Source organism: Pedobacter foliorum (genome assembly GCF_013266735.1).
GTDB lineage: Bacteria > Bacteroidota > Bacteroidia > Sphingobacteriales > Sphingobacteriaceae > Pedobacter > Pedobacter foliorum.
In genome coordinates this window covers 213,954-229,409 of record NZ_JABSNU010000009.1, presented here as the reverse complement: position 1 = coordinate 229,409, position 15,456 = coordinate 213,954, and the positions used below count along the sequence as shown (strand labels likewise).

General features: G+C 35.5%; 12 protein-coding genes, 1 tRNA gene and 1 rRNA gene. 7 read left to right on the top strand and 7 right to left on the bottom strand.

What is annotated here, in order from left to right; all coding sequences use genetic code 11:
• Both rrf and HQN83_RS18065 read left to right on the top strand, forming a co-directional pair.
• Nucleotides 1-99: ribosomal RNA gene (gene rrf / locus HQN83_RS18070) — 5S ribosomal RNA — on the top strand; the annotation flags it as partial.
• 299 nt (nt 100-398) lie between these two features.
• Nucleotides 399-2,153 (top strand): S8 family peptidase, encoded by a 1,755-nt coding sequence (locus tag HQN83_RS18065; protein WP_173091947.1) that lies wholly within the window; start codon nt 399-401, stop codon nt 2,151-2,153.
• 15 nt (nt 2,154-2,168) lie between these two features.
• Here HQN83_RS18065 and HQN83_RS18060 read toward each other — a convergent pair whose 3' ends face one another.
• Together HQN83_RS18060 and HQN83_RS18055 are read right to left on the bottom strand one after the other, a co-directional pair.
• Nucleotides 2,169-2,747: a methylated-DNA--[protein]-cysteine S-methyltransferase gene (locus HQN83_RS18060; RefSeq protein ID WP_173091945.1), complete on the bottom strand. Its 579-nt coding sequence runs from the start codon at nt 2,745-2,747 to the stop codon at nt 2,169-2,171.
• Between the two features lie 260 nt (nt 2,748-3,007).
• Nucleotides 3,008-3,081 (bottom strand) — tRNA-Met (locus HQN83_RS18055).
• Nucleotides 3,082-3,185: 104 nt separating this feature from the next.
• Between HQN83_RS18055 and HQN83_RS18050 the strand changes: the two genes are divergently transcribed.
• The 3 genes from HQN83_RS18050 (at nt 3,186) to HQN83_RS18040 (ending at nt 6,389) form a co-directional block, all read left to right on the top strand.
• On the top strand, nt 3,186-3,566 hold the full coding sequence (locus tag HQN83_RS18050; protein WP_173091943.1) for an START-like domain-containing protein: 381 nt from the start codon (nt 3,186-3,188) through the stop codon (nt 3,564-3,566).
• A 30-nt stretch (nt 3,567-3,596) separates the two neighbouring features.
• Nucleotides 3,597-5,015: an LptF/LptG family permease gene (locus HQN83_RS18045; protein ID WP_173091941.1), complete on the top strand. Its 1,419-nt coding sequence runs from the start codon at nt 3,597-3,599 to the stop codon at nt 5,013-5,015.
• Nucleotides 5,016-5,177: 162 nt separating this feature from the next.
• A complete protein-coding gene (locus tag HQN83_RS18040; protein WP_173091939.1) occupies nt 5,178-6,389 on the top strand; it encodes a bifunctional 3,4-dihydroxy-2-butanone-4-phosphate synthase/GTP cyclohydrolase II in 1,212 nt (403 codons plus the stop codon).
• Nucleotides 6,390-6,412: 23 nt separating this feature from the next.
• On the opposite strand, the gene HQN83_RS18035 is transcribed toward HQN83_RS18040, so the two are convergent.
• Complete coding sequence (locus HQN83_RS18035) at nt 6,413-10,678, bottom strand: translocation/assembly module TamB domain-containing protein (protein WP_246254542.1); 4,266 nt, start codon at nt 10,676-10,678, stop codon at nt 6,413-6,415.
• A 260-nt stretch (nt 10,679-10,938) separates the two neighbouring features.
• Here HQN83_RS18035 and tsaD point away from each other — a divergent pair, with 260 nt between their 5' ends.
• Together tsaD and HQN83_RS18025 are read left to right on the top strand one after the other, a co-directional pair.
• Complete coding sequence (tsaD, locus tag HQN83_RS18030) at nt 10,939-11,940, top strand: tRNA (adenosine(37)-N6)-threonylcarbamoyltransferase complex transferase subunit TsaD (protein ID WP_173091937.1); 1,002 nt, start codon at nt 10,939-10,941, stop codon at nt 11,938-11,940.
• A gap of 27 nt (nt 11,941-11,967) precedes the next feature.
• A complete protein-coding gene (locus tag HQN83_RS18025) occupies nt 11,968-12,183 on the top strand; it encodes a hypothetical protein (protein WP_246254541.1) in 216 nt (71 codons plus the stop codon).
• Nucleotides 12,184-12,379: 196 nt separating this feature from the next.
• On the opposite strand, the gene recA is transcribed toward HQN83_RS18025, so the two are convergent.
• The 4 genes from recA to HQN83_RS18005 form a co-directional block, all read right to left on the bottom strand.
• Nucleotides 12,380-13,399, bottom strand: a complete 1,020-nt coding sequence (recA, locus tag HQN83_RS18020; RefSeq protein ID WP_173091933.1) for a recombinase RecA — start codon at nt 13,397-13,399, stop codon at nt 12,380-12,382.
• Between the two features lie 117 nt (nt 13,400-13,516).
• Nucleotides 13,517-14,197, bottom strand: a complete 681-nt coding sequence (nth, locus tag HQN83_RS18015) for an endonuclease III (RefSeq protein ID WP_173091931.1) — start codon at nt 14,195-14,197, stop codon at nt 13,517-13,519.
• Nucleotides 14,198-14,404: 207 nt separating this feature from the next.
• On the bottom strand, nt 14,405-14,596 hold the full coding sequence (locus HQN83_RS18010; RefSeq protein WP_173091929.1) for a hypothetical protein: 192 nt from the start codon (nt 14,594-14,596) through the stop codon (nt 14,405-14,407).
• 99 nt (nt 14,597-14,695) lie between these two features.
• Entirely contained in the window at nt 14,696-15,271 is a 576-nt protein-coding gene (locus HQN83_RS18005; RefSeq protein WP_099439585.1) for an RNA polymerase sigma factor, read from the bottom strand.
• Between the last annotated feature and the right edge of the window lie 185 nt (nt 15,272-15,456).

The window sequence follows — 15,456 nt, the reverse complement described above, 5'->3', positions numbered from 1 at the left end:
TCGGTGGTGTCTACCTCTTCCCATTCCGAACAGAGAAGTCAAGCCCACCAGAGCCGATGGTACTGCGGTAACACGTGGGAGAGTAGGTCGGTGCCAAATCTTAAAGTAACCCTGTAGTTAATACTACAGGGTTTTCTTGTTTATAGCTATTCCTATGCTATTTGTTTATAGACAGTTTGGTCTTATAATTATGCCCGTCGTAATCCTGAATTTAGTTCAGGACCTCGCACTAGTAAGGCTTCCTTTCTCTTGAGGGGGCCTGATACCGGCCTTCGCCGGCATGACGAATTGAGGATGACGATCGATTAGATTTAGTGTTAAAAAATGCTAAATCTTCATCAGAGATACAATAAAACCGTATAATTGTATTTTACGTTAATCTTATAAAAGCACTTTTAATGAAATTAAGATATATATTGCTGTTTGCACTTAGCTTTATCTTAAGTGGATCTGCATTTTCACAAAGTAAAGATATTAAGCTTCCTCCTAATTGGTATAATTTGGACTTAGTTGCCGATGGGTATTTCGGAATAAGTACTGAAAAGGCATATAAGGAATTGCTAAGCGATAGAAAGCCTAAACAAAATGTAATTGTTGCTGTAATAGATGGCGGTGTTGATATAAATCACGAAGATTTAAAAGATGTTTTGTGGACTAATAAAAAGGAGATTCCAGGCAATGGAATAGATGATGATGGCAATGGATATGTAGATGATATACATGGCTGGAATTTTATAGGTTCGAAAAATGGTAATCTTGCTTATGACAATCTTGAATTAGTTAGGATACTTAGGGAATATGGACCAAAGTATGTATCAACCATAAGATCTACCGTATTGGATAGCGCTCAAAAAGAAGAATATGCGTTATATCTTAAAGCGAATGCCGAATTTGGAAGAAAGTATAATGATGCTCACTACACGTTTGGAATTGTAAGTATGATAAATAAGGTTCTCGATTCAGTAGCTGTTATAAACAATAAGAAGATTCCTACATTGGATGATATTGATAAATATGTGGCCGACAATGAAGATGAGGAGCAAGTGAAGAAGATTATACGTGGAGGCTCTAAAGATAGTGGGGGGATTGATAAGTTCTACAAGGAGATGAAGGATGCATATAAGCAATACGATGTGATGCTTAAGTTTAATTTGAATGTGAAGTATGATCAAAGAAAAGAACTGGTTGGGGATGATTATACGAATGCTAGAGAACGATTGTATGGGAATAACGATGTCGCAGGCCCCAATGCAGAACATGGCTCTCACGTTTCGGGTATTATAGGTGCTAATAGAGCCAATTCGATTGGTATTAATGGTGTAGCCAATAGTGTAAGTATAATGGCAATTAGAGTTGTACCAGAAGGTGACGAAAGAGATAAGGATGTAGCTAATGGAATCAGATATGCAGTTGACAATGGTGCAAAAGTTATCAATATGAGCTTTGGTAAGGGCTTTAAATGGAATAAGGAAGTTGTTGATGAAGCCGTGAAGTATGCGGAAGAGAAGGGTGTATTACTTGTACATGCAGCAGGAAATGATAATGAGGATGTTGATGTGAAAGAGAATTATCCTAATAAATACTTTGATGGACCTGAAGCTATCGCTTACAAAAAAACTATTAAGAAAGATCTACCGGCAACAATTAAATTAAATCAAAATCAGGCACAAGGCCCTGTTATGAGAGGAGGGGCCAATACTATAATTAAAAAAGCAGTAGTGGATACTGCCAAATTTAAATTACCACATGCAAATAACTGGATAGAGGTTGGAGCCAGTGCTTATGCAAATGATGCAAATTTGAAGGCATCTTTTTCTAACTATGGTAAAAATAACGTTGATGTCTTTGCTCCTGGGTTTATGATTAACTCTACGGTTCCAGGCTCTAAATATGAAGAATTTGATGGAACAAGTATGGCAGCCCCTGTTGTATCAGGTCTTTCTGCTTTAATTCTAAGCTATTATCCAGATCTTAAACCTCACCAGGTAAGAGAGATCATAATGAAATCTGCGACTAAGGTTTTACAGAAGGTTAAGTATAAGAATGAAAGAGGTGAGACTGTTCGTATACCTTTCTCTGATCTTTGTGTTAGTGGAGGTATTGCAAATGCTTATGAGGCACTAAAACTTGCCGCAACGTATCAGTCAAAATAGCCTATGCGCTTGTTGTTAAAACAAAGTACCTTCTTGTATTTCTGAATTATTTCTTTCAAACTTCAATAACCACTTCTTTTTGTCGACTCCGGCAGCATATCCTGTCATAGTCCCATTACTGCCAATTACCCTATGGCAGGGTATTATAATTGCCAATCTATTTCTCCCGTTTGTAGACGCAATTGCGCGAATGGCTTTTGGATTGTTCATCATTTCTGCCTGTTCTTTATAAGTCCAGGTTTTCCCGTATGGGATTTTTTGAAGTGTTCTCCATACAGCTTGCGAAAACTCATTACCAGGCGTATGTAGTGAAACTGAAAAGATTTTCCTCTTTCCTTGAAAATATTCAATGAGTTCGTCTTCTAATTGATCTAAGTGCTGATTTCTTCCAGTCACCAAAACTGCATTAAGCAATTTTTGTAAATCAGTAAATTCCTTTTCTAATCTAATACGGTTAGTAAATTCCAATAAACAGACGCCTTCAGAAGTCGCTCCAGCCAACATCGGACCTAAAGGAGTAGAAATCTCCGTCATGGTGATTACAGAAGATCCTGCTAAGTCTATATCTTTTGAAGAATCGTGTTGAATTTCCATAATTTATCTTTAATTCAAATCTACAAAATAAAGGAAATAGAAATTAAAGGTGACCGGTTTTTTGTTTTAAGGAATAAGTATTGAATCTTATGCGTCAGTTAATGCGTCAAAGACAAGCGATTTTAGTTTGTTTTTACGTAAGTAATAGATTATTGTTAGTATATTGAATTCATGAAAGTCTCAATGCACTATTGTATAGAATGCTGTTTAAATGGCTTTAAACGTAAAAAAGCCCACATTTCTGTGAGCTTTCATTCAAGTAGCGGGGAGCAGGATCGAACTGCCGACCTCAGGGTTATGAATCCTGCGCTCTAACCATCTGAGCTACCCCGCCGGGCGTCTTTTTTCTAAAGAGTTGCAAATATAGAATAAATTACTTTTCTTTAGAAATATAAATTAAAAAAATTGTCTAATAATTCAGAATATAAGTGTTCAACGATGTCAGAAAAGAAAAAATTTACGTTAGAATATGAATTGAGGTCGTCTCCACGTATTTTATTTAGTTTTATTAGTGAGCCAAATGGGTTGTCTCAATGGTTTGCCGATGATGTGATTTTCAGAGATCAGATGTACACATTTACATGGGACGATGAAGTCCAGAAAGCAAAGTTGCTAAGTGTTAAAGAAAATAAGTCAGTAAAGTTTAAATGGCTCGAAGATGAGCCACACTGTTATTTTGAGATGGAAATTGTACAAGACGAATTGACAAATGATGTAGCACTTTCTATAACAGATTTCGCTACTGATGATACATTGGCCGAGCGTACACTAATTTGGGATAATCAGATTAACTACCTGCACAGTGTAATTGGTGCCTAGTTTTTCAATAGCTTTGTCTACATTTGTATATTGAAAAAGATTCATTTACTTCTACTCAAAGCATTTATAAGGCCCTTCTTCGTCACATTCTTTATTGTGATGTTCATTTTGTTAATGCTTTTCCTATTTAAATATGTAGATGATTTAATAGGAAAGGGATTCGAATGGTACATTATATTAGAGTTAATGTATTATGCTTCTGCGGCAAATGTGTCGATGGCACTTCCTTTGTCCATTTTATTGTCATCTATAATGACTTTTGGGACACTAGGGGAGAATTATGAGCTGGTTGCTATTAAGTCTGCAGGACTGTCGCTTCAGAAAGCGATGAGGCCTCTTTTTGTCCTCATTATATGTATAGCCATAAGCTCCTTCATTTTTTCAGATTATATGCTACCCAAGGCGAATTTGAAATACGGATCGCTTTTATGGGATATAACTAATAAAAAACTATCCTTTTTAATTAAAGAAGGGGTTTTTAATAACAGTATACCAGGCTATTCTATCAGGGTTAACAAAAAAGGAGACGATGGGGTTTCATTGTATGATGTAATGATTTATGATCATACAAATACAAATGGAATGGCTAAGATCATTATTGCCAAAGAAGGTAAAATGTACAGCAATGATAAGTACCTGTTTCTGAAATTAAAAAATGGCGTAAGGTACGAAGAGTCGAGCGGCCGTAATACCTATAATAACCCAAGGCAGGAATTAACTAGGATGAGATTTACTGAAACTGACCAGAAGTTTGATATTTCTAGTTTTAAAATGGCCAGAACAGACGAACAGGATTTTAGGAACAATACTCAGATGCTAAATTTAAAGGGTCTGACGAAGAAACGCGACTCCTTAGTGAAAGAGCTGGATAGCGTAAATAAATTCGCCTCTGCTACTGTAAACAACTACTATAGGCAAAACAACTACGCTAAAGGGTACACTAAAGTTAAAGTACCGGCAAAAGAAATAAAAGGAGATATTTTAAAGACATTTCCTGAAAAGCAAAGGCTTGCAATTGTTCAAAGCGCTTTAGATTTAGCAACCTCCGTAAAACAAGCTACCTCCAATAGGGTTGGCGATTATGAAGATAGAACCAGAAGTATAATAAAGGTACAACTGGAATACCAACGAAAGTTTACCTTAGCTGTTTCCTGTGTTTTACTGTTCTTTATTGGAGCTCCATTGGGAGCTATAATACGAAAGGGTGGACTTGGATTACCTGTTGTAATGGCAATAGTATTTTTTCTTCTGTACCACATTATAGCCACAGTTTCTGAAAAGTCGGCAACTACAGGCTCTTTACTTCCTTTCTTTGGAATGTGGTTGGCTATATTTATTCTGTCGCCTTTAGGTGCATTCTTAACTTATAAGGCAACTGTTGATTCCGCTTTATTCGACGTGGGTTATTTTAAACAGGTATTTATAAATCTTTTCAAAAAGAAAAAATAGCATTTACAATCTCTAATTGAGGTAAACACCTAATATTCATTACTTATTTATGATAGTTTGTAGCGTGATATTGGATTTGAAGATTGTAACTTTGCACTGTAAATCTTACTAACTAATCAGGCAACTTGTTTGTGTTACTTGATTATTGATATATTCAGAAAAATGGAAATCAAACTAGATACAATAGAAGAAGCTATTGCAGAAATAAAAGCGGGTAAAGCTATTATTGTTGTAGATGACGAAGATAGAGAGAACGAAGGCGATTTTATTACAGCTGCTGCAAATGCTACTCCTGAAATGATAAATTTCATGGCAACTTACGGTAGAGGTTTAATCTGTGCGCCGTTAACAGAAGAAAAGTGTGATGAATTAGGTTTGGAGTTAATGGTGGGAAAAAACACAGCCGCTTTCGAAACTAATTTCACGGTTTCTGTTGATTTAAGAGGCCATGGCTGTACAACCGGTATTTCTGCTTCCGACAGATCAAAAACTATTAAAGCTTTAATTGATCCCAATATTGATCCTGCTGAATTGGGTAGACCTGGACATATCTTTCCATTAAGATCTAAAGATGGAGGAGTTTTAAGACGCTCAGGACATACTGAAGCTTCTGTCGATTTAGCCAGACTTGCTGGGATGGAACCTGCGGGGGTTTTAGTTGAGATTATGAAGGATGATGGTGAAATGGCAAGACTTCCTGACCTTATTAAAATTGCAGCACAACATCAGCTTAAAATAATCAGCATAAAAGACCTTATCGAATACAGATTAAGCAAAGAAAGTCTGATAGAACAAGAGGTAACTGTAAACTTACCTACACAATGGGGAGATTTCAAAATGACTGCCTATACTCAAATTGATACTGGTGCAACGCATTTGGCAATTAGTAAAGGAGAGTGGTCTTTAGATGAACCAGTATTAACAAGAGTACATAGTTCTTGTGTTACCGGCGATATTTTTGGATCATGCAGATGCGATTGTGGTCCTCAATTGCACAAAGCTATGGAGATGATTGATAAAGAAGGGAAAGGTGTAATCGTATACATGAATCAGGAAGGAAGAGGAATCGGACTTGTTAATAAACTGCGTTCATATAACTTACAAGATGCCGGCTTGGATACCGTTGAGGCAAACATTAAATTGGGCTTTAAAGGAGACGAAAGAGATTACGGTGTTGGAGCTCAAATACTAAGAGCACAAGGTATCACTAAAATGAGATTGATGTCTAATAACCCAACCAAGCGTGCCGGTTTAATTGGCTATGGCTTGGAGATTGTAGAAAACATTCCAATAGAAATAGAAAGTAATATTCATAATGAGCTTTATCTTAAAACTAAGCGTGACAAGATGGGGCATCAAATAATGAAAGGCTAGAAAAAAAGTAGGTTATTTATAACCTACTTTTTTTTGCTCTTTTTTTCAGGAGTAACAGCTTCCTTATTTGCTGTGGGCTTATTAACCGGGATTGACTTTTTCTCCTCCTCTGCTTTTTTCTTCAGAAGTTCTTCCTCAGTCTTCTTCTTCAGATTTTGGTTGTATTTGCCCGTTATTCTCTGAAGGAACTCTCTGAAGCTGTCAAATTGCTGACTATAAATAAGTCCAAAAGAGGTTACATTGTTGTTTTGACTAATACCAGTGTTAAAGAAAGTATTTTGTTGAGTAGGCGGCTTGTTGGCAAGCTTACCTACTAGAGTACCATCCTTCTTAATTAATGCTAAAACCTCAACCTCTCCACCAACATTATTTCTGGTAAATCCAATTGGTGATAAATCGTTGGTACTGCGCTTGTCTACAATTCCGGCATTTAAAACAATGCGGTCATTAAAAAATCTGAAAGAGGCATTGGCCTCACTTAACGAACGGATATTAATATCCACGAAGTCAAGATTAAGTGAAGATAAAACATTGTTAAACTGATTAAACAACAGCTCAGTGGCAGTACTTGCCACCCCGGACGTTAATTGCTTACCTAGCGCTTCTTTTCCTGTACCAGGAGCGAAACTACGTCTTATGATCAAACTAAGCGCCTGAAGGTTTCTGTTGTTGTCATCATTAAAGTAAGATTGCATTTCTTCTTTAATGGCAGGATTTGATGGGAAGAAGATGTCAAGTTTGATGTCCGGTTTTAATAGTGATCCACTTAAACCCATTTCAACCTCAGTTAAAACGCGTTCATTAGCATTGTTACCGCCATCCCTGTTAGCTGCAGTATAAAGATCACTAAGTCCTGCACGAAGAGAGTAGATCGCTTTTAGGTTTATTTGCGCGGTAGTAGGGTTTCCTGTCCAACGGATAGTACCACCTTGCCTAATGTTAAATTTCTTGTTTATAATCTCCTGAGCTGTAAAATCAAAACTTCCTGTTTCAATTATATAGTCACCAGACATCTCAAAATCGCCCAGGCTGTTGATGTTAAGCGCCAGGTTTTTAGAGTATCCTTTTCCACTAAGATTTCCTAATGTAGTATAAATATTTGCTGTACTGTTTGCATCAACCTCAAGTTTTAGACTCATTGTAAGACCGTCAAAACTCGTTGCTTTTTTTACAACCTTAGTGGTGTCTTTGCTTACAAAAGTTATGAAATCTTTATTTGATACAGTTTCAGAACTGTTAAGAGGGAGGTTAAAAACAGTACCTTTTTCCGTTTTGGCGTTAATATCTATAAATAACTTATTTGTTGGCCCTTTAAACCTAAAAGTACCGGTGCCATAGGCTTTTCCATAATATATGCCGTTATCTTTTTCAGTAGTATTTAAGGCCATAAAATCCTTAGCATCAATGTCGATATCCAGAGTTGGCGTATTGATGTTATTGAGGTCAACAGTGCCATTTGCGATTGCCTGGTTACCATCAATATCAAGTAACTTCAGATCATTAATATCGATCACGCTGTTATGAACCTCTACACGGTCGTTTAGTGTATATCTTGTTTTAAGATAGTTAACCGTCACTTCACCCTTGTCAAAAGAAACCTCACCGTTGATTTCAGGCTTTTTAAAAGGGCCTTTAACAGTTAGAGATGAAGAAATATGACCTTTAAGATTTGACACAAGTTCATTAACAAAAGGTTCCAAAACAGCCAATTCACTTTTGTCAAGGTTGATGTTTAGGTCCATTTCTTTCTTCTCAAGATCTAGCGCTCCTAATACGCGAAGAGTTTCTCTGTCGGAAGAGACTATATTGGTGTAAATGTTCGCGACATTATTTGCGCGATCATAGGATGAAGTATCTGTTAAATCACCAATGTAAGTGTTGTTAAAGGCTAAAGAGTCGATTTTTATATTGTCAGTTATTTTAGGTGATTTTAGGATGTTGTATAACTTAGTTTCTCCATTGATGTTACCCGCCAACTGAACTCCATACGCCTTAACAAAAGGATTTATTGTCTTTAAACTGAAATTTTTAAAGCCAACAAGCAGTAGGTCTTTTGGATCATCCGAAAGAACTCCATCTACCGTGAGCAATTGATTGCCATTGCTTAAATCAAAATTGGTAATCTCTGTTTTTCCTTCGTGAAAGTTAATTCTAACTTTTTCCTGGATTTTCCAATCTTCATTATTCACAGTAAGCTGGGATGGGAGGATACTAACTCTAGCCGTTGTATCATTTGCAAACTCTACCAAACCGTTTAAATCCAGTTGATTCGCATCATCTGAATTGGCAAGTTTTAAGTTGAGTGAAAGGCTATCATTTCTAAGGATATTTGAGATGTTGACATTCTTAATGTACAAGCTATCATTTAAATCTACCCTGTCGGAAGTTATAATTGCCTGAATCTGATTTACAGAAGTATTCTCGTCAATGATAATGTTGTTTGCTGTAATACCATCGTATTTTAGCTTTTTTATAAAGCCGTTTAAAGTAGCTATGTTGTTTGGAGAGTCAAAGTTGCCTATAAAAACTGCCTCATCTTCAATTGATAAGCCAGGGGCAAGAAGCTCTGCAATAGGCTCAAATCTTTTTATTTTCAGATTGAACTGAAAGATTTGATCACCATAGGGAAGAATGACAGTCTTAAGAGAAGGGATGTACTTCTTCGCTAGTGCTTTGTAATATGAAGGAATGGTGTTCAGGTTATATTGCCCTTTTAAGCTGGCATCCAGGATATCTGAATGAATTGTCAGGTCCCTATCTTTTCCTATACCTGAAGCTTTTAGCTCTACGGAATCAATATTGTAAATCCCTTTAACATTATCTAATCTAATTTGTTGAATTAAAAGTTTACCCTGAATGTTATTTAGGTTAGTTCCAGAGAAATTGGTGCTAAATGTAGCATCAACCTTTAAAGAATCTTTGTATAGTTTTAAGGCTTTTAACTTCGCATTATTAATAGTGGCCTTAAAATTAAAGACTGGCAATTGGGGATTTAAATTTACTCCGCCATCAAAAACAAGCTGAACATTCTTATCATTAATTTTCAAGCGACCATCAAAATACTTTTTATCAAATGTCCCGTCAATTTTTACATTCCTATATCGGTACTGATTAAAGTCAATGTAATCTATATCTCCATTTAGTTTTTCTGATAGACTTTTTATTTCGGTTCCTCTTCCTTGTACATTTAAAGAAGCGGAAATTTTTCCAAGCATATCCTCATCTAGCAGGTTTCCTAAATTGAAGTCGAATGATTTAACATTACCAGAGTAAGACGGAATTCCTTTCTTATCTATTTTCATGTTAACATCAGAAACTAACCTGCCTAGCTTAGTTTTAAACTCCCCATAGGCAATAAAATCATTTTGAAATCCAGTAAATGAGCCATTAAAGTTGATGTTCCCAAATTTTCCAATGACAGCAGGGATCACTTTCGTCTTTTTTCCAGTTGTACTTGTTAGTATCTCATCCAGGTCGGCTTTATTCGTTCCTGCCATTTCTATTTTAAGATCCATAAATGTCTCTTTAAGATTTGGCAGTCCTTTTACGATAAAATCACCTTTTATATAAGTTGCTTTTCCAGCTTTTACGGCTAGTTTTTTTGCTTTAAGGTTGTTAACTAAACCTGTAACCTTTCCATCAACATCAATTTCCAGGTTCATATCATTCAATTCCGGAGCAAAAAAGGCAACGTCTCGTGAGGCTAAATGACTATCCTTAAAATTAGCTTTCATTCTTACTTTATTCACATAGTCTCTAAAGTCGCGGTATTTATTAAACCGCATTTGAAAGTAATCAGATAACCTGCTCTTGTTGGTTACCAGCATTAAGTTCTTTAGCTCTATAGCATTCGTGTCAACAGTAGTAAAAGCAGTAAGGTTTTTAAGATAAAAGCCGCTCTTCTCTTTAAAAGTAAGGTTTTTGATGTCGGCCTGAAGAATATGATCAGTAGTATTTAGCTTTTCAAAGATTCCGTTAAAGCTAGTTAGGTGAACATCATCAAAATTAACCCCATTTATAATGGTGTCAACTCTCTGATTTTTGTACTTCAGATCCATGTTGTTCAATATAACCCTATCAAAAGATAGTTTAAAAGGCTTCTTTTTAGTTTTAACAGTGGGAGGACCAGAATCAAAATAGTCAATAATAAAATCAAGATTAGTAGATCTGTCTTTGTACGACTTCAAATAGAAGGCACCATTATTAATTTGCACAGTATTGATGTCAACTATGCGTTTTTTAAGCGAAAGTTGATTGATGTCTACTAAAAATTTAGGCGTATTTAGCAAAGTATCTTTCTGTTGATCCAGAACTAGTAAGTTTTCTATAACAACATACTTAAAAGGTTTTATGTATATGCCAGTTAAGGAAATCGTTGTATTAAGCTCTTTAGATAAGTATGCGGCCGCTTTTTTTGCTACAAAAGTTTGAACAGGCCTAAATTGGATTGCAAATAAAATGACACCAGCAAGTAATAATACTGATGCAACGATCCAAAGAAGTATTTTTAATAGTTTTTTAATAATTTTGTAGCTTAATAATAATAAACGTGTCTGTAATACTTGCTATAGAATCTTCCTGCGATGAAACCTCCGTTGCTATATGTAACAACGGCAAAATTACTGCCAATGTTATTGCAAACCAAACAATTCATCAAAATTATGGAGGTGTAATTCCTGAATTAGCTTCAAGGGTTCATCAACAAAATATTGTTCCGGTAATACAACAGGCATTAGGTGATGCTAAAGTTAGTAAAAAGGAACTAAATGCAGTTGCTTTTACTCAGGGACCAGGGTTATTAGGGTCGTTGTTGGTAGGTGTTTCATTTGCTAAGTCATTTGCGTTAGCGTTAGATTTACCATTAATCTCGGTAAACCACATGCACGCCCATATTTTGGCTCACTTTATTGATGATCCTAAACCTAAATTTCCTTTCATTTGTCTAACAGTATCCGGCGGACATACTCAAATTGTCGTCGTGAGAAGCCATTTTGATATGGAGATTGTAGGTGAAACCCTTGATGATGCAGCAGGTGAGGCATTTGATAAAACAGCAAAGATTTTAAGTTTACCTTATCCAGGTGGACCTCTTATTGATAAATATGCAGCAGGAGGGAATCCTCTGGCTTATAAATTTGGTGAGCCTCAAATCAAAGATCTCAATTATAGCTTTAGTGGATTTAAAACTTCCATATTGTATTTTATCAGAAATCAGGAAAAGGAGAATCCGAACTTTATTTCAGAGAACTTAAATGATATTTGTGCTTCTGTTCAGCACAGTATAGTTCACATATTGCTAAATAAGTTAAAGAAAGCGGCGAAGCAATATGGAATTAAGGAGATCGCTATAGCTGGGGGAGTGTCAGCTAATAGTGGATTGAGAGCAGGTTTAACTGCCTTAGCGGAGGAGCTAAATTGGAATGTGTATATACCGGCTTTCCAGTATTGCACTGATAATGCAGCGATGATTGCTATTGCAGGTCATTTTAAATATTTAAATAGGGATTTTGTGGAACAAGATGTTGCACCATTATCTAGAATGGAGTTTTAACATATAAAAAGTATAATTATGGGTGTGATGAGTTTTGTTTTCTTTGGTTTAATGCTTGTGCCATTAATCATCTTTTTAATCTGGTTAATTAAAAAGGATAAGAACAGAAACTATATAGGTTTGGTGGTTTTGGTATTGATGACGGTTATAGCTATTGTTGCTATTGTAAAGATCGACGCTCATTTTATGGAGAATAATACTCCAGGAATGAATCCAAATAATCAGGCTCCAAGCTATAAATAAGTAAAAGGTCTTAAATACAAAAAGGGGGTGTATCATAAATTTATGATACACCCCCTTTTTTATATCGTTCGTCATCCTGAATTTATTTTAGGATCTCTCAAGAGAAAGAAAGCCTGGCTAGTGGGAGGTCCTGAAATAAATTCAGGACAACGGCCCACGTATGGTACGGGCTCTTCTTTATGGTTTAAATTATAATTTAAGCTTTCTCTTCCAGTTTTTCGCCGGTAACTTCAGCTCTGATTTTTGCTTCAATTTCTTCAGATAGCTCCGGGTTATCAAGTAATAACTGTTTAACCGCATCTCTACCTTGACCTAATTTAGTGTCTCCATAAGAGAACCAAGAACCAGCTTTTTTGATGATGTTAAAGTCAACACCTAAATCGATGATTTCACCGGTTTTAGATATTCCTTCGCCAAACATAATGTCAAACTCAGCTATACGGAAAGGTGGAGCAACTTTGTTTTTAACAATCTTTACTTTAACCCTGTTTCCTGCTACTTCATCTGAATCCTTAATTTGCGAAGTTCTACGGATGTCTAAACGAACTGAAGCATAAAACTTTAGTGCATTACCACCGGTTGTTGTTTCTGGATTTCCAAACATTACACCAATCTTTTCACGTAATTGGTTAATGAAAATACAGCAACATCCTGTTTTAGCAATAGTTCCTGTTAGTTTACGTAAAGCTTGAGACATTAAACGAGCTTGAAGGCCCATTCTTGAATCTCCCATTTCCCCTTCAATCTCAGCTTTAGGTACCAATGCCGCAACCGAGTCAATAACGATCACATCAATTGCACCGGATCTGATTAGGTTGTCAGCAATTTCCAAAGCTTGTTCACCATTATCCGGTTGTGATATCAATAAATTATCTACATCAACGCCTAATTTTTTTGCATAACCTTTATCAAATGCATGTTCAGCATCAATAAAAGCTGCTAAGCCACCTTTTTTCTGTGCTTCAGCAATAATATGAGTTGCTAAAGTTGTTTTACCTGAAGATTCAGGGCCATATATTTCAATAACCCTTCCTTTTGGTACACCGCCAATTCCTAAGGCAATATCTAAACTAATAGATCCAGTCGAAATAGATTCGATAGCCTCTACAGCATTATCACCTAATTTCATAACAGTTCCTTTACCGTATGATTTTTCTAACTTATCTAAAGTAAGCTGTAATGCCTTTAATTTGTCTGCGTTTGCGTTTGTGCTCATATTATTAAATTCTGTAAGAAAGTAACGGCTTACATTTCTTAACGTAAAATGATTTTCTTATTACTAATTATGTTAGCAAACATAACTATTATTTAATTTAAAATAACAAATAAATTATTATTTTTTTGTTATTAGCTCTGAATCACTAAGTATTTTAGTTATTTTATTCTTGTTTTGATAATATTTGCAAAAGCTTGTGATATCGCAAATACTACATTTTGGAGATCTTGCCAGGCAAACATATCTGCCATGCAATATCAGCCAATGATGTGCAACATGTATCGTTTCTTCAGGTAAGTTCTTTACCAGATCTTTTTCAACAGCCAAAGGAGTCTTTCCGGTGGTCAAACCAATTCGGTTTGCAACCCTAAAAACATGTGTATCCACAGCCATAGCCGGTGCATTGTAAATTACAGATGCAATTACATTGGCAGTTTTCCTTCCAACGCCGGGCATTTTTTGCAAATCATCAACATCAGAAGGTACTACATTGTTAAAATCATTTAGCAATATTTTAGCCATACCCACTAAATGTTTTGCTTTGTTATTTGGGTAGCTCACACTTCTAATGTAATCAAATACAATATCAGGAGTAACATCGGCCAGTGCCTTAGCATCCGGAAAACGTTGAAAGAGGGCAGGAGTAACCTGATTTATCCTCTTATCTGTACATTGAGCAGATAAAATAACTGCAACAAGTAACTGAAATGGATTGTTATAGTGCAATTCTGTTTCGGCATCAGGTTGCTTGGCAGAAAAATGTGACACAAAAAGCTTATATCGTTCTTTTTTGAGCATTTGCAAACTTATATATTTTTGCTCTTAATTTTCAATTTTGAATCGATTGTCCATAAATGAAAGTATTAAGCTCAATTTCATTTTAACGATATTCTTCTTGTTAATGACGAGATAAAAACGTCTTTTATCAAAATCCGATAAGGCGATTTTCATTTAAAGGAATAAAAAAAGCTGCCAAAATGTTGGCAGCTTTAATTCGTTTGTAAATTACTTGGCTCTAGAGTAGGCTAAAATCTTCGATATAGTTGTATCAGAAGGGTTTTTAGCTAAGCTGTCCAACTGCGGTTTTATGTTCTCATAGAACGATAAATCCTGTGGTTCAACATCATCTGCAGGAATCATTTCCTGTTTTTGCTGTCCGTAATTTAGTTTGTTAACTGAAGTAGAGGTTTCCATCATAAGCAATAAGCGTATATTAGTTTTACTAATTAACGCTATTGTTATTAATTTATTTTAACCCTAACAACAATTATTTATATTTTTTTATTTTTAGTGATATTATGATATTTCCTTAACCTTCATCATTTTACGAAGATTGCTCAAAGCATACCTCATACGTCCTAAAGCGGTATTTATACTTACATCAGTTAAATCAGCTATTTCTTTAAAACTGAGGTCTGCATAGTGTCGCATAATTAAAACTTCTTTCTGATCATCAGGCAGTAAATGTATCATTGCTCTTAAATCAAAATGAGTTTGCTCCCTCAAAATTCTATCCTCTGCACTTTCTTCATGAAATTGCAGCATATTAAATACATCGGTACCGTCGGCACTTGTAATTACCGGACCTCGTTTTTCACGTCTAAAATAATCTATAACCAAATTATGCGCAATACGCATCACCCACGGTAAAAATTTACCTTCTTCATTGTAACGTCCAGATCGTAATGTGTTAATAACCTTAATAAAGGCATCCTGAAATATATCTTCCGCTAAGTATTGGTCTTTAACCAATAAATAGATTGAAGTATAAATTTTTGATTTGTGTCTTCTTAAAAGTTCTTCCAAAACGGCTTCGTTGCCGGTAAGGTATAACTTCACCAAATCCTGATCACTATATTGTTGTAATTTCATAGGAGTATCCTTACTAAATCCCTTGCTCTTATATTGCTAAAAAATACTTAGTAGATGTTTGTTTCGATATGATTTCTCCTATTGGTTTTTATGATGGTGGTGTGTTGTTGTTCAGTTAATTATTTCAAAAGAAGCATTTTTTTATTAGAATTCAATAGAAAAAGTGTTAAAAAAAAATAAAAGTG

Excerpts from the sequence above, each read along its gene's own strand:
- HQN83_RS18065 (WP_173091947.1), top strand. The coding sequence starts at position 399 with ATGAAATTAAGATATATATTGCTGTTTGCACTTAGCTTTATCTTAAGT.
- HQN83_RS18060 (WP_173091945.1), bottom strand. The coding sequence starts at position 2,747 with ATGGAAATTCAACACGATTCTTCAAAAGATATAGACTTAGCAGGATCT.
- HQN83_RS18050 (WP_173091943.1), top strand. The coding sequence starts at position 3,186 with ATGTCAGAAAAGAAAAAATTTACGTTAGAATATGAATTGAGGTCGTCT.
- HQN83_RS18040 (WP_173091939.1), top strand. The coding sequence starts at position 5,178 with ATGGAAATCAAACTAGATACAATAGAAGAAGCTATTGCAGAAATAAAA.
- HQN83_RS18025 (WP_246254541.1), top strand. The coding sequence starts at position 11,968 with ATGAGTTTTGTTTTCTTTGGTTTAATGCTTGTGCCATTAATCATCTTT.
- recA (WP_173091933.1), bottom strand. The coding sequence starts at position 13,399 with ATGAGCACAAACGCAAACGCAGACAAATTAAAGGCATTACAGCTTACT.
- nth (WP_173091931.1), bottom strand. The coding sequence starts at position 14,197 with ATGCTCAAAAAAGAACGATATAAGCTTTTTGTGTCACATTTTTCTGCC.
- HQN83_RS18010 (WP_173091929.1), bottom strand. The coding sequence starts at position 14,596 with ATGATGGAAACCTCTACTTCAGTTAACAAACTAAATTACGGACAGCAA.
- HQN83_RS18005 (WP_099439585.1), bottom strand. The coding sequence starts at position 15,271 with ATGAAATTACAACAATATAGTGATCAGGATTTGGTGAAGTTATACCTT.